The sequence below is a fragment of the Sporosarcina sp. USHLN248 genome (genome assembly GCF_037144575.1).
Taxonomy (GTDB): domain Bacteria; phylum Bacillota; class Bacilli; order Bacillales_A; family Planococcaceae; genus Sporosarcina; species Sporosarcina contaminans.
In genome coordinates this window covers 1-23,148 of record NZ_JBBCZC010000006.1, presented here as the reverse complement: position 1 = coordinate 23,148, position 23,148 = coordinate 1, and the positions used below count along the sequence as shown (strand labels likewise).

Below are 23,148 nucleotides of genomic sequence, written 5' to 3'. Positions count from 1 at the left end.
GTCTATCTTTTAATCAAACTTGCAATATCCCATGTCCACTTTCGAATCATCCAACCTACTATCCCAGATACCGTAATGGATAGCCCCCATCTACGGAACCATGCAATGCCATATCCCGGACCAAGACTAATACAGTAGAAATCCATATAACTTTTATGCAAAGGTGCCTGTGCGCCTTTCCAATCCGCCAATAGGATACGGCCAAGTCGAGAGGCTTGTGAGGAAGCTTCCTTGCATGTCTTACCATCCTTCTTGCCACTAATCGGATCAACAATTTGTGCACAGTCTCCAATACAGTATACGTCTTGAAATCCCGTTACGCGATAACTTGCATCTACGATTACGCACCCTTCATCAGTGAGAGGCATCCCCAATTTCCTGACAAATGGATTTGGCACAAGTCCCAATGTCCAGATGCATAGACCAAGTGGTAACGTTTCACCAGTCGAAAGCGTAATGATGCCGTTTTCTTCCTTTAACGCTTTACAATTGTGTTTAATTGTTACGCCTCTCTTTACAAGCTCTTGTTCTAATACATCCCCTACTTTAGTCGGCCCTTCCCGAAAGAGTCGATGATGCGAGTTCAAAAGAACGATCTTCACCTCATTAGGGTCAAGTCCTAACGATTTTGCATCTGCCCGGACATAATATGATAGTTCAGCAGATGTCTCTATGCCGCTAATGCCAGCACCAGCTACAGCAATTGTCATGAGGGAAGACCGCAATACCGGATTTTGTTCATTTTTTGCCTTGTGAAGATTGGAACGCCACTTCTTTTGGATTTCTCTTGCGGACTCTATATCAGTTAAAGCGATGCCACCTTGTGAAGGATCTGGTTTGCGAACACTACTGCCTACAGCGAGGATGAGGAAATCATAAGTAAGTATATGCTCCTTGCTCAAATTGTCTTGATAATGAATACTTTTATTTTCCGCCTCAACGTTTTTTACCGTAGCCTGAACTATTTCAACCCCTTCTGGAAATAGTTCTTTTAAAGGAATTGTTATTTCCTCTACCCCAATTGCCGGCCTAAAAAGTAAAACCTTTCGTAAATGATACGGATTCTTATCAATTAATATTAGTCGAAGCTTCTGTTTGGAAGATTTTGTAACATATTTTTGAATGGATGTTAATGCATGGATACCTGCATATCCGCCACCTACAACTACACAAGTTCGTATTGTCATAATGATCACTCCTTATCTCGTTTCCCATATAACGAGATAGGGAGCTGTTTTGTGACATTCTAACTTGTATACACATTTCTTGACTGACACTTCAAGTTGACCATAAAAGGGTGAGGTGTTAATAATTGATAAATCTAATTTACTCCCTTAAGGTTTAGTAACGAATCTGATTTAAAATCAGTTTGAAGTGATGCAATATAGAGTAGGGAAGCATCATTTATAAATGTAGAAAAGTATAGACTGTTTATTGAGATAACAGTTTCATTTATACGAAATCAGACTAAAGTCCGAATACTATTTTCGAATGTAGCCTATAATTAATATAACGATAGGGAGGGAGTTCGGTGAAGAATATTAACTATTTCGCTTTGTTTGGCGTGATATTTTTTAATCTTGTCTTATTTTCTGGAGTGGCCATTGCAGTAGCAGGATTATTATTTTCCCTATGGACGATTGTCGTTTCATTTGCTGTATCGCCAATTTTATTATTGTTGTCAAACGTAATTGGTTTACAACCATTTAGTGTTTTGCAAACGGTTTTTAGCGTTGTACTCTTATTCATTGGCATGGCGCTATTGCCTTTGGCTGTAAAGGCTACAAGGTATTTAGGTGCTTTGTTTATGAAATATGTTGAATATAACAAGAAGGCAATTTATAAGGTGCCGGATGCGAATGCAATTTAAAATTCTTCAATAGCAGCAGCTATCTCTGATTGAAGTGGAGAGGGCTGCTGTTTTTTCGTGGCATGGATTTCATATAATAATGGATTTTTACGGGTGGGTGATGCGTGTATCGATTTATTTATGAGTCTCTTTTTTGGTTTATGCGTGTGGCGTAAGAGTTTTGCGTTTTCGTGGGCAATTATGCTTGTCAATATTGATTTATGAGTTGTTGTTTGGATTTATGCGTGGGGCGCGAGAGTATTGCGTTTTCGTGCGCAATTATGCTTGTAATTATTGATTTATGAGTTGTTGGTTGTGTTTATGCGTGTGGCGTAAGAGTTTTGCGTTTTCGTGGGAAATTATGCGTGTAATTATTGATTTATGAGTTGTTGGTTGTGTTTATGCGTGGGGTGCGAGAGTATTGCGTTTTCGTGCGCAATTATGCTTGTAATTATTGATTTATGAGTTGTTGGTTGTGTTTATGCGTGTGGAGTAAGAGTATTGCGTTTTCGTGGGCAATTATGCTTGTAATTATTGATTTATGAGTTGTTGTTTGGATTTATGCGTGGGGTGTGGGAGTTTTGCGTTTTCGTGGGCAATTATGCTTGTAATTATTGATTTATGAGTTGTTGGTTGTTTTTATGCGTGGGGTGTGGGAGTTCTGCGTTTCTGTGAGCAGTTATGCGTGTGTTCATTAATTTATAAGTAGTTGTTTGGATTTATGCGTGGGGCGTGAGAGTTCTACGTTTTTACGAGCTTTTATGAGCGCTTTCATTCGCAAATAGGCATTTGGGGGAATGTTTTTTCAGGAAAATGCCGAATATAACTGGATGGAACGGCCTATTCCATAATATAGGTGTTTATACATAGGAACGGTTACGGTTCATTATCGTATAACAGATAGTTCTGTCAAAGGGAGTGGATTTGGTGAAGCGGATACATTATCAATATGTTGCAATGATCGTTGCATGCCTTATGATGCTTGCGGCATGCAGTGAAAAGCAAAAGCCTGAACCTGAAGTGGAGTCGGAGGGCTCGATTCCGGATGAAGAAACGAAGGCAGCTGCAGATGAGCAAATCCCTGTGGCGGCGCGTACGATAGAGGATATGATTTTACAACCTGCCGGGAAATTGGTGGAAGCGCATATGAAGCCGGATGTGGAGGCAGCTCGGTTGGTCGATTGGGTTTATTATCATCGCTTCTATGAAGATACGTTTCAAGGAATTATGGAGGATGAGCTACCTGCCTATTTCGAGGAACATACGGATTTGAACGCAGATGAAGTTTATGATTATCTCGTTTATCAATTAGGTTCGGGGCAGTATGCTACATTTTATGACCAGTTGTCATCGTATACTCATGGGTATGTCATGCCTGAGTTGCCAGAAGGCGAGGACGAAATTGAGATTGCGAAAAGACAAAAGACGAATGTCGTCATCTTGATGGATGCTAGTGGAAGCATGAAGGCGGAAATTGGTGGCGAGTCGCGCATGGCACTTGCGAAGCAGGCGATTGAAGATTTTACTGGCCAGCTGTCCGATGATGTCAATGTTTCCTTATTTGCGTATGGCCATAAAGGTGCCGGGACGGAGGCGGATAAACAGCTTTCTTGTAGTTCGATCGAAGAAGTTTATCCGTTAGGTGCATATGAGGCGGGTTCATTCCAAAAAGCGATGGATTCTTTTGGAGCGAGTGGCTGGACGCCACTAGCCGGAGCGATGGAAACGGCGCATGAGTATCTTTCATCCTATGATAAAGAGCATTACAGGAATATTGTATATATCGTAAGTGATGGTGTAGAAACTTGTGACGGAGATCCTGTTGCTGCAGCGAAAAAGCTGCATGATAGCGACATTGAGGCGAAGGTGAATATAATTGGCTTCGACGTTGATGATGAAGGACAAAATGAGTTGAAAACAGTGGCGGAGGCAGGCGGCGGTGAATATGCGACGGTGCGGAATCCTTCCGAATTTGAAGGGGTCCTCATTAAGAAATGGAAGCCAAGCATGATGCAAGTGATGAGCCAGCAAGGCGTCATGTTGCAAGATTTGGTCCATCAAAAGGAGGCGCTTATTGCTATCCACGAACCGCTCAAAAATATTTCCGACCGAGAGACTACGCGAATCAACGATGCCGTTTATTTGTTGAAAAAGAAGGAGCTCATTGAGGATGAACTAGCGAACGAGGTGCTTGAGCTATCTAAGGAAATGGGTGAGCTGAGGTCCGTGCATTTCAATGAATTAAAAGAGCAGAAGAGTGAAGAAGCGAAACAGGCAAGAGATGAAATCGACGCAAAAGTGGAAGCGTGGAAAGAGAAATGGTACGCCGAATTGGAGAAGGATGAATAACTACTTGAAAAAGCCTGCAGACTGTAGAAAAAGATTTTAACTTTGCCTACAGTCTTTTTTGTTAGTGACTGCTCAGCTTTGCTTGAAAAATGACAAGCTGAGCAGTGGTGATCGTTATTTCTTTACAACATAAGTCGAGGCTATATAATCGTGTAACGCTTGTTTCTTAGGTGTGAACCCGGCAATGATATAACCGATGCTAAAAAACATGCCCGATAAATAATAGCTAAAGAATCTACCTAACGCACGGCCTTTCCCAATCCGATTGCCTTCAGGGTCAACAACCTTCACGCCGACGATCATTTTTCCAACAGTCCCTTGGTATTTACTGCTCGTGAGAAGAACGTAATATAAAGCGGCTGTGACAAAGATAATTATATACAAGAGCAAAGGTAGAATAACAGCCAATGCGTCGGATCCGCTTGCAGTAGCAACGCCAATGAAAATCATAGCAAGAATTGTAAGCGGAATCGCTAAGACGATGCCATCAATTAAGGATGCTCCGAATCGGATCCAAAAACCAGCATACGCATTATTCTCTATATTACGATCTAACGAAGAAGTCATTGTACTTTCATAATTCATAAATTTCACCTCCCACGACAGTATAGCTAATTATTGGAAGGTGAACCATATTCAATAGGTACTATGTATCACGTTGGAAATCGGGGGTCTAATGTTATGTATTTACTTGCTGCAGTTAGGTCAAATTGCCTTTTGACTGTTATTTCTCCAAACGTTGAATTTCCTCAGCGACAGTAAATGCGAGGTCTTCATTGCCGAATAGTTGAAGTACGTCAAGCATCGTTTCGTTGTCGATATGGAATTCATCAAATCCTTCATCACTTTCAATTACTTCCAATAATGCAAGATTTGCAGGTTGTTCTGGATATGCTTTTTGGTAAAGCGCTTGTGGATCAAGCTCATGATTCGCACACCATTGCACAAAAAGGCGGATCATCAGGTTTTCGTCATCTTTATATTTTTGAATGATGTGTTTGTCGATATTGTTGGATTCCATCGTTATTCCTCCTATTGATCAGTTCTGTCCTATTATATAGGAAATAGGGGGAGGGTGTCTGTCAACACAAAGTCCATCGTTATCATGCTTGCCTATTTTACACTCTGCATTTTATCCCTGAAATTTTACAAAGTCCGCATTCACATTTGGCAAAACAATGCGTTTTCTAAATGCCAAAAGCCAACCTTATGAACATCGGTTGGCTCTTTGCATTACGATTACTTTAGGCATCTTTAAAGTGTGCCTGCTCTGACACGATCCGTTAATACGTTTTGTGGATACTTCAACAGTTTGCTCCATTTAAGAGCGGTTGCTACGATAATGACAACGCCTAACACTAACATGATGATGGATAAGACTCCATTCAATACGTTGTAGCCGGCATTGGCCTCGTTTAAATAGACGTTTTTCACCATCCAGAAACCTGCATAGTTTACGGATATGTAAAGGTATGCAAGTGGAATGAGACAAGTTAACACATAGATACGCTTATCCGCGATTTTTAAGATGACTGTTGCGCCGATAATTAATCCGATGGAAGCCATCAATTGGTTCGATACGCCGAAGAGGGCCCAAACCGAACTGATGTCGCCAGTGTAGAGCAAGTACCCCCACATGAAGCAAGCTAATAGACTCGCTACGATATTGGCAGGTGTCGAGTTGAGATTCTTCAACGGTTTGATAAAGCTTCCGATGAAGTCTTGAATTAAGTAACGTGCAACCCGTGTGCCAGAGTCGATTGCAGTTAAGATAAAGATGGCTTCAAATAGGATGACGAATTGGAAAAAGAAGGTCGCCAAATGTTTAAAGAAAGGAATTTCCGTAAAAATATACGTCATGCCGACTGCAAGTGAAATCGCGCCGCCTGTTCGACCTTCCAAGTCCATTCCGACTTCATTGCTCAATTGATCCAAATGGACAGTTTCCATTCCTAACGTTGCAAATTTTTCTGGAGTCGAGTTAATCGCGAAGTAATCGCCTGGCATTAACGATACAGCTGCAATTAAAGCCATGACGGCAACTAAACACTCAACGAGCATCGCACCGAACGCTACCCCTTTAATATCGCTCCAACGGTTGATCATTTTAGGCGTTGTACCGGAACCGATGAAGGCATGGAATCCTGAAATGGCTCCGCACGCAATTGTAATGGAAACGAACGGCCATACCGGGCCAGCAATAATCGGTCCACCGCCGTTAATAAATTCCGTGAATGCCGGGAATTGAACAGTAGGATTAACAAAGAATACCCCTACAATTAACGCTAAAAATACTCCTAACTTTAAGAACGTGCTTAAGTAATCCCTCGGCGCTAACAATAGCCATACTGGCAACGCGGCCGCGAAAAAAGCATAGATCGGCAGTGCAAGGGCAATTGTGCTCGGCTCCAATGTTAAAAAGTCGCCCAAAGCTGTTCCTTGAATGCTTGGCCCCACAGCAATTGCCGCTAAAATAAGGATGAACCCGACCGTTGTCGCAAGCTTTAAGTTGCCTGTTTTCTTATGATACAAGCCAACTCCCATCGCGATCGGAATTGTTGCTGCAACAGAAAACGTTCCCCACGGGTTGTTGCTCAATGCATTTAAAATGACTAATGAAAGGCCGGCCATCGTAATGGTAATAATAAATAACATAGCTAAACCTGTGCAAAATCCTGCTACCGGTCCTAACTCCTTTTTTGCAATCTCCGACAACGATTGTCCGTTTTGCCTCATGGAAGCGAAAAGGACGACGATGTCATGGACGGCACCGCCAATTACGGCACCGACCAATAACCAAATCAAGCCTGGCAAATAGCCGAACTGTGCTGCTAAAATTGGACCGACAAGTGGGCCGGCAGCTGCAATGGCAGCAAAGTGATGCCCGAACGTTACCCATTTATTCGTCGGGACATAGTCTTTGCCATCTTCCAATGTGTGTGCGGGTGTCGGCTGTCGATCGTCTAACTTCAAAACTTTCGCTGCCATGAACGTACCGTATAATCTGTAGGCGATTAGCAATATACAGACAGACCCGATAACAATTGTGATTCCATTCATGTACTTAACATCTCCTCTCTTATTTTGCCTTCTATGATTCTACTGGTAAATAAGAGAATGTAAGCGATTTCGAAATGAATTGCTTGGAATCCGTCATAGAATGCAAGAAAACGAATATGAAATGCATAAAGCACTTAAAATTCGAACAATTGTTTTAAGTCCTTGACGAAAGAGCGGCTGACGGGAACTCGAGAATCGTCTTTCATAACTAAATTATAAGTTGCGTTGAACCATGGATGGATTTCGCAAATATGTTGCATATTCACGAGGAAGCTGCGGTGTACACGCATGAAAGTAAAATCGATCAGCTTCTTTTCCATATTGATTAACGACTCTTTTACTTCAAAACGTTGATCGGAAGTGACAATCATACATTTTCCCCCGTTCGATTCGATATATAAAATCTTTTCTGGCTCCAAAAGTACAATACGCTCTTCAACGGAGACGACCAATTTATGGCCAGCTTCCTGTCGAGGCGGATGAAACCGATTTGATTTCTGTCTGTCGAGCATTGCTTTCACTTTGTTCAACGTCTTTTCAAGCCGGGCTTCAGCGATCGGCTTTAAAATGTAGTCGGCCGCATTCAAATCAAATGCTTTAAGTGCGTACTCATCATAGGCTGTCGCAAAGACGATGGCCGCATGAGCTGGCAGAATCGTTTGCAAATCTTTTGCGAGAGTTAAGCTATTGCCATCGGCTAACTCGATATCAAGGAACACAAGATCCGGTTGCAAAGCTGCAATGTCTTCCCGGGCCGCCTTCATATTTTCCGATTCTCCCACAATTTCCACAAATGCATACTTTGTAAGGAGGAATCGCAATTCATCTCTTGCTAACGGTTCATCTTCAACTATATATACTTTCAGCAATTGCCATGTTCCCTCCTTTAAAATGCAGTGGAATGGAAATGAATACTGCAGTTCCAGTGCGCGAGTGGCTTTGAATGGAGATGGAAGCTTGGCCATTATAAAGGCCTTCCAATCGTTTGCTAATATTGGCAATGCTCGTGCCAGCACCAGTGTCAGAATGGACAGTTTGTTTGCCTAACATAGTTAGTTTGTCTCGTGCAATGCCTTTCCCATTATCCTGAACGATGATTTCTATATTGCCGTTCTGTTCTGTAATGTTAATAGAAATCGTCCCCTTATTCTTTCCTTTTGCCAATCCGTGATGAATTGCGTTTTCAACTAATGGCTGTAGGAGGAAAGGTGGTATATAGGCATCCAGTAAAGTGTCATCTGCTGTAATATTGACATCATATTTATCGGGAAATCGAGCACTTTCCAAAGAAAGATAAGCTGTTACATTCTCAAGCTCCTGTTCTAAAGGGATAAACATTTGGCGAGCTCCTTGAAGGTTGCTGCGGAAGAAAGAACTGAGCTCCAGCATTAGATCTCTCGCTTTTAAAGGGTCTGTTCTGCACAACACAGAGATTGAATTCAAGCTATTGAATAGGAAATGTGGATGGATTTGTGTATGCAATGCCCGAATTTCCGCATCTTGCAGCAATTTAGCTTGCGTCTCCATTTCGGAGAGCTCCAGTTGTGTGGAAAATAAATTCGCAAGACCTTCAGCCATTTGCTGTTGGACGGCGTCTAATTTATAGCGATCTGCATAGTACATTTTCAAGGTGCCTGCTGTATTTTGCTGCACTTTCAAGGGCAATACGATGGCGGCTTTTAGCGGGCAATTAGGCGAGTTGCAATTAATTTCCTCTTTAGTATGTGCTACACAAATTTGCCCTTTCTCAGTAGCGTTTTTTGTCAACTGGGTAATTAATTCGCCCATCGGTATATGATGGTCCGTGCCAACGCCGACATGGGTCAAGACGCGCTTAGTGTCCGTGATGGCCACCGCATCGGCGTCAGTGCTTTCCAAAAGAATGGAGGCGATCGCTTTGCTGGATTCCCCATTCAACCCTTGTTTGAAATAGGGCAATGTCCTTTCCGCAATGGAGAAAACGAGGCTCGTCTGATTTGCCCGTGCTCTATTTTGATCCTTCAAAATGGATTGCATGATTAGCATGAATAACAGAATCCCTAACCCGTTAATTGTAATCATCGGGAGCCCGATGATTTTCACCAAATGCCACGCTTGTTCAAACGGTTTGGCAAGGAGAAGGATGAGGACCATTTGCAGCGCTTCAAGCAGCATTCCGATTTTAATCGCGAAGGACGCTGTAATCCGTTTTCCGTGTTTCAGACGATAGCGTCCCGCATAGCCGGCCACCACGCCCGCAATTACAACAGCAAGAGAACAGGCGAAAGCGGTGAATCCGCCGAATGTATAACGGTGGATGCCTGCAATCAAGCCAGCCCCAAGCCCAACAACCGGCCCTCCAAGCAGTCCACCGATCGCAGCCCCCATCACCCTCGTATTGGCGATCGCATTTTCCGGCTCGATATCAAGAAGAATTCCTTGATTGGAAATCGTATCTTGAAAAATTTCGATCCCGGTGTAATTACTGACGAGGCCGAATCCGCCAAACAGGCAAATGAGCACGCCTTTTTCAAGTTTCGTATTGTCTTCATGGAAAATTTGACGGAACGACCTCATATGAGATAAGAGAAAAGCGACGATCAATATGATCCCGACTTTCTCGATCATATATAAAATTAAATGCGCAACCATCTATTTTCCCCCTCGTTCAACTGACGTTTTCTGTTTTTTTAGAAATAGACAGATAGATACATTATACAGCTTTGTAAACTTCGAATCTATATGATGAATGGAGCAGACATAGTTTGAACTGTGTTGGTAGGCTGGTGCTCAGCGTATTTGGCGGACTTACAATTGGTGAGAGAAAGGCGAAGGAATAGGAATGTTCTTCAATGTGCCAAAAGACAGGTGAAAGCAGATTCATTGCAATGTAGAAAAACACCAGATTCCCTTTGACGATTGGTGGGAGTCTGGCGTCTTCCATTGACAATGAAATTTTTAAGATGCAACATGATTTGAAGTGATTCGGGCTTCGGTTCGGGTAACGAGGAAGATGCTCACTTCATAGAGGACGATCATTGGAATAAGTATGATAAGTTGGCTAATGAAGTCGGGTGGCGTAATAAGAGCAGAGACAGCTGCCAATAGTACATACGACCATTTTCTGAGATTTTTCATCGAATTGGATGTCAAAATGCCGATAGAGGATAAGAATAGCGCGACCAGCGGTAATTCAAACAGCAGTCCAATCGGCATTGTCGTCAGCATTAGGAAGCGACCATACTCTTTTGCCGAAATCATCATGTCGAAATTTGCTTTTCCGAGGTTTACTAAGAAATTATAGCTTAGTGGATTGACGATAAAATATCCGAAAGCGAGCCCTGCTAAAAATAATAAAAGGATAAAGGGCGAATACAAACTGAGGTAATGACCTTCTTTTTCTGTCAAGCCCGGCTTCACGAATTGCCATAGAAAATGACAGAGGAACGGAATTGCCAATCCGAACGCCAATGCGGCGGAAATCGTCGTATAAAATGAAATGACTTCCATTGGGCTCAACACGACTAATTGATGGCCACGCGTAATGTATGGAAACCATATATTGATTGTGCTGAAGGCCGCTATGAAAAACAATAAGAATACAGCGACGCTTTTAATGAGTTGTTTTCTCAATTCACTCACATGCTCTATGAATGTCGGTTCTTGAACCGTTTCGTCAACAGATTCTTTTTCCGTATGATGTCGTACATTTTGCTTTTTTGTCTTTTCGGTCGGTGGGTCCACTACCTTTTCATTGACTGAGGCATGGGCAGAAGACTCGGAAGGCGCCGAATCTTTCGCTTGCTTTTTATTCAATGGGCTACCAATTTTCTTGTTGTGATTGCGGTATGGATCCATATTTTCACCTACTTTTCGATAGTAGACGTTTTCTTGGCGTCTACATCATCTTGGTTGTTCTCGTCATCCAAAACTTCTCGCGCTGATTTCTTGAATTCTGCCAATGTCTTTCCGACAGCAGATCCTACTTCTGGTAACTTGCGTGGTCCGAACATAATAAGGATAATGACAAGAATAATAATAAGTCCCGGTACTCCGATCGCTGCAAGATTCATAGTAATCAACCTTTCCCTTTTAAATTTGTCTTCCGCAAGTTTCCTGCGGTATTTATAAATGCTGATAGTTGCTGCCGTGTTGCGACGGATTTTCCGCGCATACGACAAGCAAATTTCCCATAAGCCAAGATGTTGGAGCGTTAGGGAACGACCAACTTGCCCATCAAACGACCTCTGAATGGAAGTGAAGCTGTAGTTTTAGTAATTCATTCCTCCTCGCAAACAAATCGGTAAGCTTCATTGTGCAAATTATGTAGCCACAAAACGCCGGTATAGAGAAGTTGAAAGAAAGAGAAAACAGTGTTCTGTTCATTCCTTCTCATACTCTTTCAATGTTTAGGTTCTACCCTGTCAGTTTGTTTAATAAACATCAAAGTTGGGAGAAGGTAAGTGAAGCGGTTGAAAATCATATCAAGTTTCCAAATGAGATGGGGAAGGTAGAAAAACATCCAAACTGTTTAGAGGACGAGAAGTATTACCGAAACAATTAGTTCCTAAATAGTTTGATAATAAAGGAGAACTCCTGTATATTTTCTGTTAACAAGGCAATAGCTTTACGAACTGTTGAAAGGATGTTTTCAATGAAATGCATGCTGTCGTTTATGGTAATAGCTTTAACATTATTGACCGTGGGCTGTACGGAAGAACAACTAAAAGAGGAACCGAATGAGAAGGAAAACGAGCAACCACATCGTGTGGAAGTAGAGGATGGGAAGGAGGAGAATCAGTCAGAGGAGGATGAAGGGCAAGAATCGGAAACGGAACAAAAGCCACCGCTCTTTTTTGCGGAAAACGGCAATTTATTCCTTTACGGGTTGACGTTGGGAGATTCTCTTTCAAAGGCTGAAAGCATATGGGGAGCTTCGGAAATGTTAGATGAGGAGCCGGAAAGTGCTTACTATTTTCCGGAACCTGATATGACGATTAGTTGTGTGGATGAAAAAATAGTAGCAATTCTCATTGGTACGGATCGTAACAAGTATGAGGAAGTTTCGGAGGTATTCCAAGGAGACCATTACAAGGATACAGAAAGTGATGATGAATACTTTTTAGCAACGGAAACAGGACAGCTGCTCATGTACCGCGATGCAGCCATGGGCGATTACGAAAAGGAGTGGCGTTTGCTCATGTCTGATGATAATTTCTTTTATTATGTGAATGAAGGGGTTTACGAAAAAGTAAATTAAGATGGAGACGATACAAACGTAAAGGCACCTTGATTTTCGGTGCCTTTATGGTGGTTAAAAGAATTTGGGGCTCTAATTGCAAAATCCGCATTTTGATTTTATTTGAAAATAGGGGATGAAGATGGAAAATCATGTTCAGAATTTCAAATGTCCTTTTTGTGAAGGTGAAATGAAAAAAGGATATATCCAAAGTGGAACGAGGCTTGCTTGGGTTCCGAGAGTGTCAAAGGCGATAATTGAGCCAAGTTTCATAAAGGATTCTGTTTTATTATCAAAACAAAGCCGTTTTCTTGTTAGCAATGTTGATGCTTATTTATGTGAACGATGTAAAAAGGTTGTTTTGGATTACTCTTAGCTTGTAGCTCGAAGAAAAGGTACAAAGAGGATTGGAATAAAGGGTGTGCAACGTAAGTACAGATTTTGATCATTTGAACGATTCAACATCTATTAATTGAACGGAGGCCTTGTACCCAAGTAGTAGATAAGATATGTCATTTTAAACAACGTACCCTAAGAACTTCTTGTTTTCGATTAAGCTCGTTTCCTGATTGTGAAATTATCGCCAAGCAATAGCCAATTTTGAGGGAAGGGATAGCCTAATACCCAATAACTAATGCCGCGAAGCTTATAGTCTTTCACCATGTCAAATTTTGCTTGTGCGCTGCGGGCATCTTCGAACCACACTTCATGGGTGCGCCCTTCTGCATCGGTATAACGGAAAAACGGGGCTTGTGCGACTGGATCGTATTGAATGGCGACTTGATGTTGAATCGCTCGGCGGACGGCTTCCTGTGCGCTGAATGTTTCGGCTTCCTCGCCTTGAACGAAAGGGAGTAGCCAGTCGCGCGCATAAATTTGAAAACCGAATAGAATTTTGTCTCGTGGGATGACGGTGACTGCATAGTCAAGGACCCGTTTGATTTCATTAATAGGCGAAATCGCTTGGGCAGGTCCTTTTCGATAGCCCCATTCGTATGTCATGAGTACAACAAAATCGACGATTCTTCCGTGAGCTTCGTAATCATGCGCTTCAAATAGCAGCCCTTTTTGTTCGCCACTCGTTTTGGGAGCGAGAGCCGACGAAACGAAATACCCTTGCGGATGCAATCGATCGACCGCAAGCTGTAAAAATTGATTGTAATGTCTTCGGTCGGCAGGGAATACATTTTCAAAGTCGATGTTTAACCCTTGATAGCCTTTTTCTTTCATAACAGCGAGCACATTCGTAATGAGCTTTTCTTGAAGTTCATTACTTGAAAGGACAGTATGGGCGACGTCAGATCCGGCAGCTGTGGCGCTGAAGTTTGTGATCGCCATGACTGGCACAATTCGTTCTGCTGCCGCAGATTTAAGCATTTCCTCATCATCGAGCGCAGATAAACTGCCATCTTCCTTCACGGTATAAACAAATGGCATCCAATACGTTAAGTAACGGCCTACTTCTTGAATTTCCCTTGCTCCTGTTTCTCCGGTATTAATTGTATAAGCATTGACGTCAATGACTGGCTTTGCGCCGCGCGATCGGGAGACAGTCGGAATGACAAGTGCTTGCCCTACGACGAGCGCGTTCGGGTTTTCCAACTCGTTCGCTGTCACAATCTGATTTACCGTAACACCATATTGATGGGCAATGGCCCATAATGAATCCCCCTGTTTAACAACATGAATCTGCAATATGCTTCTCTCCTTATTTTCCTGCTCCTTTAGGGTATTCTGAAGGAACTCCTGATGTCCTCATTTTATAAATCTTTGCATAGTATTCGGTGGATCGTGTTTGAATGAAAAGCTGAAAGTCGGATATCCTGCAGTCATTTATTTCTTAGTGAATGTTTAAAAATGGAGGGTCGATAGGTGAAAAATAAATTAGGGCGTTCGATTTATTTAACAGAATATGTAATGATAAATGGTATTGAACAATTTTTGTTTCATTCAGGAACAGATTATGATCACCCTGTCATGTTGTTTTTGCACGGCGGGCCTGGGTCAGCTGAATCATTGCTTGCGCAAGCATTTCAGGAAAAATGGGAAGAGCTTTATACAGTTGTCCATTGGGATCAGCGTGGTGCGGGGAAAACGTTGATGAAAAATCCCGATAAGCTACCGACTGCTGAGTTGATGCTGCAGGATTTATTTGAAGTGATCCAGCATTTGAAGAAAAAATATAGTAAAAACAAGATTGTGCTACTAGGCCATTCATGGGGAAGTGTGTTAGGCACGCTCTTTATTCGCAAATATCCTGATGAAGTGGACTATTACATCGGTGTAGGGCAGGTTATTAGCATGGTGGAAAATGAGCAAGTCGGCTATAACAAAGTTCGTGAATTGATTATTCAGGCGGATGATCGAAAGTCGCTGAAGAAACTTGATTCTGTAGGCGAATATCCCGGCAGTAAAGTTACATTTGATAAGGAATTTTTGAAAAAGGTCAATAAGGTGAGAAAGTTGCAAGGCAAGTATGGTTTAGGGATGAAAATGGATATGTCAATTTGGTTCACCGTATTTAAAAGTCCCATTTTCAAATGGTCGGATATTATCGCTTTCATGAAGATCTCGAAAGCAAATGGTGAGGTGCATAAGTTTTTAGGTGATTATGACTTGCGTGATGAACCATCGGTATTTGAAGTTCCGATCTACTATATTTTAGGCGGGAAAGATTGGCAAACACCATATGTCATTGCCCAAAAATATCTTGACGAAATTGAAGCTCCAAATAAAAAGATTACTATTTTACCGAATGCGGGGCATATGACGATGATGGACCAGCCAGAGTTGTTTTTTGATGCATTACGTGAAATATATGATATGGAAAATAGTGTTGCAGAAATGCCGGAACTTGTACAGTAAACGATTCGTACAGCATTATTGAATTGAAATCTTATGGAGGCCGATTGAATCGGCTTCTATCTTGTGTTTTTACGGAGGTTTTTGAATGATTGTATTTGTTCCTAAACAAACAGTATAAGCGAACTAGCTGACTACTTGAATCAGAATAGCTGAAGCATAGTGTCGAAGTAAATAGGGGGAGGAGCTGTGGGTTGCTGAAAGTGGACATACGAAGACCTAAGTTGAGGTTACAGAGAGATACAATCCCTTTTTAGAATTGTAATTACAGATACTTTTCTTAGGCAGCTTGCATTGCACTAAATTTAACGGAAGTTAGCCGAACGATATGCTTTACAAAGGAAAGGAGTTCTTTTTCTTGAATCGTATAATTTTTGGAGATCATGATGAAAAAACAATACGGCAGTTTGATAATTGTCTATCTGTCGGCAATGTGGCAGGAGGCGTGCTCTGTGCTGACGGTCATTACGGCTATAGTCAGCCGGTTGGCGGCGTAGTCGTCTATGATGGACAAATTTCTCCCTCGGGTGTCGGCTACGACATCGCTTGTGGAAATAAAGCGGTCCGTACAAATTTGCAGTATAAAGATATCGAGGATGATTTGCCTTTATTGATGGATGAAATGGCGAAACGGATTTCATTTGGCGTAGGCAGGAAAAACAAAAAGAGGATGGATCACGAACTTTTTGATGATCCCGACTGGAATGTTTTTGAACAGATCGGCAAACAGGAGCATGACCGTTTGAAAAAGTTAGCGATTGATCAGCTTGGCACTGTCGGAGCGGGCAACCACTTTGTCGATGTTTTAGTGGAAGAGGCAACGGGAGACGTTTGGATTGCGAATCATTTTGGAAGCAGAGGATTCGGCCATAAGACAGCAAGCGGCTTTTTAAATTTGGCGAACGGCAGAGGCTTTTCTGATAAAGCGCCCGGCGAGAGCATGGAGCAGCCACCAACGCTAATTGATTTGGAAACGGAGCTTGGCGATCTTTATTACCGAGCGATGACGTTGGCAGGCAAATATGCGTATGCAGGAATGGATGCTGTGATTGACGAAGTGTTGAGCATTCTTGGGGCAACAACTGAGTTCGAAGTGCATAACCATCATAATTATGCGTGGAAGGAAACTCATTTTGGCAAAGAAAGGATTGTTGTTCGAAAAGGGGCGACACCGTCTGCACCGGGACAACTATGTTTCATTGGCGGTAGCATGGGCGATATTTCTGTAATCGTTCAAGGGAAGGATAATGCGGCAAATGAAAATGCTTTTTACAGCACAGTCCACGGAGCAGGCCGAATTATGAGCAGGACACAGGCTGCTGGAAAGATGAATTGGAAGAAGCGAGTCCGTACTGGCGGCCAAATTTCCCAGCAGCAAATGGATGAAGCGGTGAAGAAATTCGGTGTGGAGCTGCGCGGAGGCGGAACGGATGAAAGTCCATTCGTCTATCGGAAATTGCAATCCGTATTGGATGCGCATGAAGATACGATTGAAGTGTTACACGTGCTGAAACCGGTCGGGGTCTGTATGGCTGGTGCAAACGAATTTGATCCTTATAAGGATTGAATGGATTTGATAGGGCTGAGCTTAGCGGATTTGCAGTTTATGCGTGAGTGGCGAGAATTAGGAGTTTTTGAAGGTGTTTATGCGTTTGTGTATTTCGTTATGCTGATTGGAAGCGGCATATACGTTTTGCGGTTAATTTATGCGTAAGTGGATTCGTTAATCCATTTTTGAACGATTTTTGCGCATAAGGTATAATCCTATCGTACTATAAATGTAAAAGGCACTAGATACTTGCGAGTTGCAATCGCGAGCATCTGGTGCTTTGCCGTGTTTAATCTGCACCTGCTCCACCGCCGCCATCTCCTCCATCTCCTCCACCGGAGTAAAAACCTCCGCCATCAGAGGAACTGCCACTGCCGCCTTTGCTTCCGAATGAAGAGGCAGGGCTCCAAGTTGAATAAGCGAAGTGAAGCGGGTCTGTTTGTAATGCGAAAAGCGGAGCCAATGGGTATGAGTCTGGCAAACTTCCGCTTAGTTGCGGGAGTTTTTTCTTCGATTTATTCAGCAAATATGCCCGCGCGATCCAGCGGTCGATGTCTTCCTTTGGAAGGTGGGGTGGAATGCCGAATTTCGTCCGTAGCCTAAATTTCGAAATGCTCATTTTTGTATAGTATGCTGTCAATGAACTTGGAATTGCTTTTGGGATAATAGGGTAGAGTATAGCACCTATGATGAGTGCAAATAGAGTCGCGTTCGTCAAGTCTTCGTCCGCGGTTTGTGCACCTGTAAAAAACAATCCAATAAAAAGTACGACTGCAGGCCACTTTTTGCCGGGATTCGCGATAAACAAAAAAGTCCCAATGGTAGTGACAATAGCAGGAAACGCAATTCCTAAGGCACCTGCTCCGTCCGCGTAAAATGCAAATGTCATAATCATTGTGATTAGGAAAAAGACCGACAATTTCAATCCTTTTGAGAGCCTTGTCGATAGTGCTCCGGCTTCTTTCATAAGTTTCAGTACCATCCGATGCCACTCTTCGTGATTTTGTTGGAAGTTCATTTGCTTACGTATTTGCGCATGACTTCCTTTTACTTTTTCAACTGAAGGTCCTGCCATATCATGCAAATGGAATTTGCGATAGCCAGCACGCCCTTTGAACAGCCAAGTGATTAAATACTGTTCATGCGGCAAACGTTTTTCTTTTGAATGATTCAGTTGTTCATTTTGTTGAAGATGAAAGACTAAAGTCTTTTCGGGCGCGTCTTTCTCACCTTGAAAACGCGTTGCCGAATCAGCCATTTCAACTTTGACAAGCCCTTTTTCAACGAGCGAAAATAAGCCGGATAGAAAGATTTTTCTATTGAATTTCCCATTCTGATCGACAAATGCCAAATACATCGGGTCTGTCTGCAAAACTAGTTCAATGTTCCCGAATAAAGGAATCAACCGCTGTCTCATTAAAAGAGCTATAACGATCAGTACGATGAATGCCACTTGTAATCCATCCGCCAATTTTATCGCAACAGGAATGTTCGACCATCGAAGAGAATTCTTATCGATTGTATCTTGTTCTTGCTTGATCGCTTCCTCGATTGGAATCGGTGCGGGAAGCTTCTGTTGCTCGCTCATTATGGCCGATGGGAAAAACATCCGTGTTTTAGTATCTGTGTACGCAATCGACTTCGCTGTATAAAATGAAATGCCGTTGCGGTAAACCTTATCCACGACTCCTTTACGGTCATGGATAAACCCATAAATTTGATCTTTCCCGACATCACCGGGCAATGCGTATGAAATATGCAGTTCATTGTAGTCTTCATCGTGATTTTCGCCATCTTCAAAATAAGTGACGGCAAGATCGCTATATGTATCGTAAGACGTTACTGCATTTTTCATTTTATAAGAATAGAGGACAGACAGCGTTTCATTTTTTGCTCGAATAGAAGTTGAATAAGTATTGCCTTTAACAGTAACGTCCACTTGCGACAAGATAGAACCATCAATTTCCCCGACAACTGGATTTGGATCATTAAGGATATATGCTTCAAAGTTTGTAATTTGCCCAATATGCTTTTCGGGGAATGAACGTGTTAGCCTTGAAAATGAGCCATCAAATGTATATGTGAACACTTCATTGACTAACATGTCTCCGTCCGATTGCACCCAGCCCCGTATTTGCACTTGATCTACCGTGAACGATTTCGCAACTGCGTTGGCAGGAAAGAATAGGAACAGCAGTAAAACAAAACTGAAAATTTTCTTCATCGGATCCCCCCTTTTGATTGTCATACGAAGAATTTCTGAATGGGTTTCAAATGTAGGATAAAACAGGAGGTTCGGCATGTTTTAGAAGCAGTCGGTTAGTTATTATTGGGTAGATCAGTTGCACACATTAAAAAAGGTGTTCCAAGTCCAAACGGTTGGAACACCTTTTCATTATACTTGTGGTGGAAGGATGGATGGGGGATGCATATTGTCCTTGCCTTTTGCAGTTGTGGATACGTTGTCGTTCGGCTCTACTGCAGCCATTGCGCTGTTCGCACCGACGCTTGCGGTAAACATAGCAGCAAGCAAAAGGATGGAAAGCTTTCGTTTCACGATTTTTCATCTCCTTTCACAAAGTGATACAAACTAAATTCATCAGCTTTTTCGTAATTTCCGAGTGAGCGATGATAGTTTGCTAGTTTCCAAGCAATGCTTCTTGCTTCTCCTATATAACCATGTTTGACGAAAAAAGGGAATGCAGTTTGTTCGCAATAATCTAAAAGTTCTTGTTGGGATAATTTCATCTTTCTAAAGTACGTAATTTGGATTGTTGTATACGGATCTTTTTTCCTATCGTTTGCTTCTTCTAAATGTGCAAGCAAAGATGAAATATCCATTTCTGCTTCAACAGATGTATGCAATAAATGAATCAGAACGGATTTGTAATAGTCAGTGTCAGGTTCAACGATTGATTTCAATTCCGATAAAAGCTCATGTGCAGAATGATGGAGTCCTCTTCTGTTTTGGAGAACAGAATAATTGTAAAGAGCACCTTGATACAGCGAATCAATTTCCATCATTTTGGAATTCCGAAGCACGATTTTAAATAAGTCATCTGCCTGCAAAATGAAATCCCGATGCGTGTAGTTGATCGCTAATAAGATTTGCGCATGCAGTAAACGGATGTAATTACAAGTCTGCTTGTAATGATCAACGGCCAATTCGGCATAATAGGATGACTCTTCATACAACGTTCTCATATGCAGTAAGTAGGCTTTTTGGTAAAACAGTTCTCCTTCGAACAAGTACGGAATCCTTTCTTTGGATTCTCTAATTTGCTCAAGCCGTTTTTCCGCACTCTCTATGTTTTGTGAGAAGATATCATACATTAAGTAAATGACTTCGGAGACGTTTTTTTCATAGTCGTTGAATGATGGCTCCAAACGCTTTAGAATTGTTGTTTGCTGTTTCGCGCGTCGTACGTCTTGTTTGAATAAATAAAAGCGCAATTTATACAGCTCGTACCGATTTACTAAATCCGTTGATTGGAAATACTCTTCGTTTTTGTCGAGCTCTTCGTACAGCGTTTCCATCGATTTTAAATCGTAGTAAACGGAATAGGAAATAAAGGTTTCCAATTTTGCATTCCACATTTCGTATATATCCATTTCCTGCTGCCACTCAATGCCCATCCGATTAAATAACTCATTTAGTGTTTCACTGTGAGGAATGTATTTATTTGACTCGATTTTACTTAAATGGGAGACAGAACAGATCCCATCGCAAAGTTCAGCTTGAGTCAGATTGTTTTTCATGCGGTAATATTTTAGGATGGATCCAACATTCAAATTCGTCACCCCTTTGATATGTAGCTATTCAAACGGTACCATGTCTTCTTGCTGAATACATGAGAAAACAGTCCCAGGGGAGTGAGGGACTGTTTTCGTGCCTAATATATGGGAATTGATTGAAAGTTATGATTAACGTACTCTTGCAAAGCCAAACCCAGAAGCGATATCATCTCCTATTCCTGCGTAATAGCCGCCAAGAATATCATAAGATTTCGCCCGGTTTTGTAAGTTTGCACGCAGCTGTGCATTCGTGAAGCTTGGATTTTCTGCCCAAACTTTTGCTGCCAGTCCTGCAACATGTGGCGTCGCCATTGATGTTCCGCTAATTGTAGCATACCCGCCATTGTACCAAGTTGAGAAGATGGATGTGCCTGGGGCAGACAATTCAATATCTCCTCTTTGGATGACGTAGTCGCCTGCACTACTTGTATATCCACGGGATGAAGAATTGGCAACTCGGAATGTGCCGTTTTCTAAGCGATTTTCAAGATTCGCTACTGCGATAACTGATGGTAATGCTGCGGGATAATCGATTGAACCTGGGGAGTAGCCATCATTTCCTGCAGCCGCGACAACTAATACGCCACGATCATTTGCGTAGTTGACCGCATTTGTAATCAACGAACTTTCTCCATTCGAGCCGAGGGACATATTGATGATAGCTTTCACACGTTGCGAAGATGCCTGATCTGCTACGTGGCGGATTGCATTTGCAATATCATCGGCATAGCCGCTTCCGCTATCGTTCAAAACTTTATATGCCCAAAGCTTTGCGTTTGGAGCAACTCCGTAAACACCTTTCTTGTCGTCTCCGCCATCACCTAAAGCGGTTCCGGCTACATGAGTGCCATGTCCATTGCGGTCGGTACATGTATTGTTTACGATTGGAGCTTGTTGTGTGAAATCCTTACACTGTTCGGAGGTGTAATACAAGTCGCTATGATTAACATTAACCCCCGTATCAAGCACTGCGATTCGTATATTGGAGCCGCCGCTCGTTGAAGTTAAATTATTGTCATTATAGATCGCCTTTATTCCCCAAGGAACAGATTGGCTTGCTGCCGCCGCATCTACTTCGTCACTTACTATCAAAGAGGATGGTTCCATTTGAATGGAAAGGATCTCCACCTTTTCTACAGTAATGTGAGGCATGTTTTTCAAAGCTTGAAATTCTTTTTCTGTCACATCTGCAGTGAAAGAATGGTCTTCGAATTCATTGCGTAACTCAAAGCTTTGTTGCAGTTGCTGCACTTCTTGCTCAGAATTTGCCGTGATCAGTACCCGGAACGTTTCGCCCCGATGTTTAATCTGTTCCTCTTTAAAATCGTCGAGGCTGTCTTGTGCAAATACCTCTCCTCCCGGCATGAACATACTTGCTACAATTGCCATTGCCGCGAGCAGTTTGAACGGTTTCTTCATTGCATCTCCTCTTTTCTTAGTCATTTTCAATTACAACTTTAATGTAGCAAAGACTAAGAATTTATTAAATTGGGAAAAAACAATAGAAATGCAAAGCTCTGTGGTGTTGTGAACTCGATCCTACCACCCGTGTTATGGCAGTGGATTAATTCAAAGGGACCAAAAAAGCTCGCCTTTGCTCCGTTGATTGTTGGGCAAATCATGACGGCCTATTTAGATTTACCTATTAATAAAACGTTAAATTATGATTGGGAGCGTTTCGTTAAGATTGAGTAATAGAAGATTTGATTGAAAAAGATGGATATGTGCTATGAGAGGAAAGAGGATATAGATTGTGCATGGGAGCCGGAGTATAAATTTAAAAGGAGCATCCATTTTATGGCTGTGACATATGAATTGCCATCTATCATTACATCATTGTGCCGAATGTCAAAAGAGATATAAGGGTACACCACACATACGACGAGCAATAATTAATTTTGAAAATATGTTATAGTCTGAATACGAAAAACTATTTTACGGCATTACTACTTAAGCTTGTCTCATTGAATACAAATGATTTAATAGAAAATGGGATGTTAATGAACAAGACTTTTTCTTTTTACTTGTCACAATGGAGCAAATTTATTTAATGGGCTGTTGAATTCCACGTAACAGCTACGTAACAGGGAGGGAAAAGTATGAATAATATCTGGTCATTAATGTTAGTAGTAGGATTGTTTCTTTCTACGGTTATTTTTTCTCCTCTTAATATACCATTTTTGATGAATTGGTATACATTTTTTATCGGGATTTTACTCTATATAGTAGGGTTTTCGATGGGAATTGTAGCTATTAAAAACAAGGAAAAAGGTTTCCTTAAGTATATTACAGTGCTTTCGCTAGTGATTTTTCTAATAGTAATATACTTTGTTTTTTCATTAGTGGGTCAAGTGTAAAAAAGGGGCTGTCCAGAAAGTCAGTGAAAACTGATTTTCTGTGATAGTCCCTTTCTGGTTGGAGAATAAATGGGGAACCCCTGACAACCGTCGCTTTCCGTTCCAGGCG

General features: G+C 41.9%; 20 protein-coding genes. 7 read left to right on the top strand and 13 right to left on the bottom strand.

The window, feature by feature from the left end; translation table 11 throughout:
* Positions 1–2: 2 nt before the first annotated feature.
* Positions 3–1,187, bottom strand: coding sequence for an NAD(P)/FAD-dependent oxidoreductase (locus tag WFH04_RS03640; RefSeq protein ID WP_336822702.1), 1,185 nt, complete (start codon positions 1,185–1,187; stop codon positions 3–5).
* Positions 1,188–1,531: 344 nt separating this feature from the next.
* On the opposite strand from WFH04_RS03640, the gene WFH04_RS03635 reads away from it, so the two are divergent.
* Positions 1,532–1,870 carry a DUF1700 domain-containing protein gene (locus WFH04_RS03635; RefSeq protein WP_336822701.1) on the top strand — a complete coding sequence of 113 codons (339 nt, stop codon included), beginning with the start codon at positions 1,532–1,534 and terminating at the stop codon, positions 1,868–1,870.
* 906 nt (positions 1,871–2,776) lie between these two features.
* Entirely contained in the window at positions 2,777–4,198 is a 1,422-nt protein-coding gene (locus tag WFH04_RS03630; RefSeq protein WP_336822700.1) for a vWA domain-containing protein, read from the top strand.
* A gap of 114 nt (positions 4,199–4,312) precedes the next feature.
* Here WFH04_RS03630 and WFH04_RS03625 read toward each other — a convergent pair whose 3' ends face one another.
* From WFH04_RS03625 to tatA, 7 genes are all read right to left on the bottom strand, one after another.
* Entirely contained in the window at positions 4,313–4,783 is a 471-nt protein-coding gene (locus tag WFH04_RS03625) for an RDD family protein (RefSeq protein ID WP_336822699.1), read from the bottom strand.
* A gap of 139 nt (positions 4,784–4,922) precedes the next feature.
* Complete coding sequence (locus WFH04_RS03620) at positions 4,923–5,219, bottom strand: hypothetical protein (RefSeq protein ID WP_336822698.1); 297 nt, start codon at positions 5,217–5,219, stop codon at positions 4,923–4,925.
* A gap of 233 nt (positions 5,220–5,452) precedes the next feature.
* Entirely contained in the window at positions 5,453–7,258 is a 1,806-nt protein-coding gene (locus WFH04_RS03615; protein ID WP_336822697.1) for a carbon starvation CstA family protein, read from the bottom strand.
* 134 nt (positions 7,259–7,392) lie between these two features.
* Complete coding sequence (locus tag WFH04_RS03610) at positions 7,393–8,127, bottom strand: LytR/AlgR family response regulator transcription factor (protein WP_336822696.1); 735 nt, start codon at positions 8,125–8,127, stop codon at positions 7,393–7,395.
* Entirely contained in the window at positions 8,105–9,889 is a 1,785-nt protein-coding gene (locus WFH04_RS03605; protein ID WP_336822695.1) for a LytS/YhcK type 5TM receptor domain-containing protein, read from the bottom strand. Before WFH04_RS03605 ends, WFH04_RS03610 begins: the two co-directional genes overlap by 23 nt.
* Before the next feature lie 306 nt (positions 9,890–10,195).
* Positions 10,196–11,095: a twin-arginine translocase subunit TatC gene (gene tatC / locus WFH04_RS03600; protein WP_336822694.1), complete on the bottom strand. Its 900-nt coding sequence runs from the start codon at positions 11,093–11,095 to the stop codon at positions 10,196–10,198.
* Between the two features lie 8 nt (positions 11,096–11,103).
* A complete protein-coding gene (gene tatA, locus WFH04_RS03595) occupies positions 11,104–11,310 on the bottom strand; it encodes a twin-arginine translocase TatA/TatE family subunit (RefSeq protein ID WP_336822693.1) in 207 nt (68 codons plus the stop codon).
* A gap of 581 nt (positions 11,311–11,891) precedes the next feature.
* Here tatA and WFH04_RS03590 point away from each other — a divergent pair.
* A complete protein-coding gene (locus WFH04_RS03590) occupies positions 11,892–12,497 on the top strand; it encodes a hypothetical protein (protein WP_336822692.1) in 606 nt (201 codons plus the stop codon).
* A 115-nt stretch (positions 12,498–12,612) separates the two neighbouring features.
* The gene (locus tag WFH04_RS18305) at positions 12,613–12,852 is read left to right on the top strand and encodes a PF20097 family protein (RefSeq protein WP_408020162.1); all 240 of its coding nucleotides are present in this window, start codon (positions 12,613–12,615) and stop codon (positions 12,850–12,852) included.
* Between the two features lie 176 nt (positions 12,853–13,028).
* On the opposite strand, the gene WFH04_RS03585 is transcribed toward WFH04_RS18305, so the two are convergent.
* The gene (locus tag WFH04_RS03585; RefSeq protein WP_336822691.1) at positions 13,029–14,171 is read right to left on the bottom strand and encodes a glycosyl hydrolase family 18 protein; all 1,143 of its coding nucleotides are present in this window, start codon (positions 14,169–14,171) and stop codon (positions 13,029–13,031) included.
* A 177-nt stretch (positions 14,172–14,348) separates the two neighbouring features.
* Here WFH04_RS03585 and WFH04_RS03580 point away from each other — a divergent pair, with 177 nt between their 5' ends.
* Positions 14,349–15,341, top strand: coding sequence for an alpha/beta fold hydrolase (locus WFH04_RS03580; RefSeq protein WP_336822690.1), 993 nt, complete (start codon positions 14,349–14,351; stop codon positions 15,339–15,341).
* Positions 15,342–15,705: 364 nt separating this feature from the next.
* Positions 15,706–16,905, top strand: coding sequence for an RtcB family protein (locus WFH04_RS03575; RefSeq protein WP_408020166.1), 1,200 nt, complete (start codon positions 15,706–15,708; stop codon positions 16,903–16,905).
* 271 nt (positions 16,906–17,176) lie between these two features.
* Here the strand turns inward: WFH04_RS03575 and WFH04_RS03570 are convergent, their stop codons facing one another.
* The 4 genes from WFH04_RS03570 to WFH04_RS03555 all read right to left on the bottom strand — a co-directional run bounded on the left by WFH04_RS03570 (position 17,177) and on the right by WFH04_RS03555 (position 22,101).
* The gene (locus WFH04_RS03570; RefSeq protein WP_336822689.1) at positions 17,177–19,111 is read right to left on the bottom strand and encodes a DUF2207 domain-containing protein; all 1,935 of its coding nucleotides are present in this window, start codon (positions 19,109–19,111) and stop codon (positions 17,177–17,179) included.
* Between the two features lie 171 nt (positions 19,112–19,282).
* Positions 19,283–19,444: a hypothetical protein gene (locus tag WFH04_RS03565; RefSeq protein WP_336822688.1), complete on the bottom strand. Its 162-nt coding sequence runs from the start codon at positions 19,442–19,444 to the stop codon at positions 19,283–19,285.
* Positions 19,441–20,679, bottom strand: coding sequence for a helix-turn-helix domain-containing protein (locus WFH04_RS03560; protein ID WP_336822687.1), 1,239 nt, complete (start codon positions 20,677–20,679; stop codon positions 19,441–19,443). The genes WFH04_RS03565 and WFH04_RS03560 overlap by 4 nt, the downstream gene beginning before the upstream one ends.
* A gap of 132 nt (positions 20,680–20,811) precedes the next feature.
* Positions 20,812–22,101 carry a S8 family peptidase gene (locus WFH04_RS03555; protein WP_336822686.1) on the bottom strand — a complete coding sequence of 430 codons (1,290 nt, stop codon included), beginning with the start codon at positions 22,099–22,101 and terminating at the stop codon, positions 20,812–20,814.
* Positions 22,102–22,781: 680 nt separating this feature from the next.
* On the opposite strand from WFH04_RS03555, the gene WFH04_RS03550 reads away from it, so the two are divergent.
* A complete protein-coding gene (locus WFH04_RS03550; protein WP_336822685.1) occupies positions 22,782–23,039 on the top strand; it encodes a hypothetical protein in 258 nt (85 codons plus the stop codon).
* The last annotated feature ends 109 nt before the right edge of the window (positions 23,040–23,148 follow it).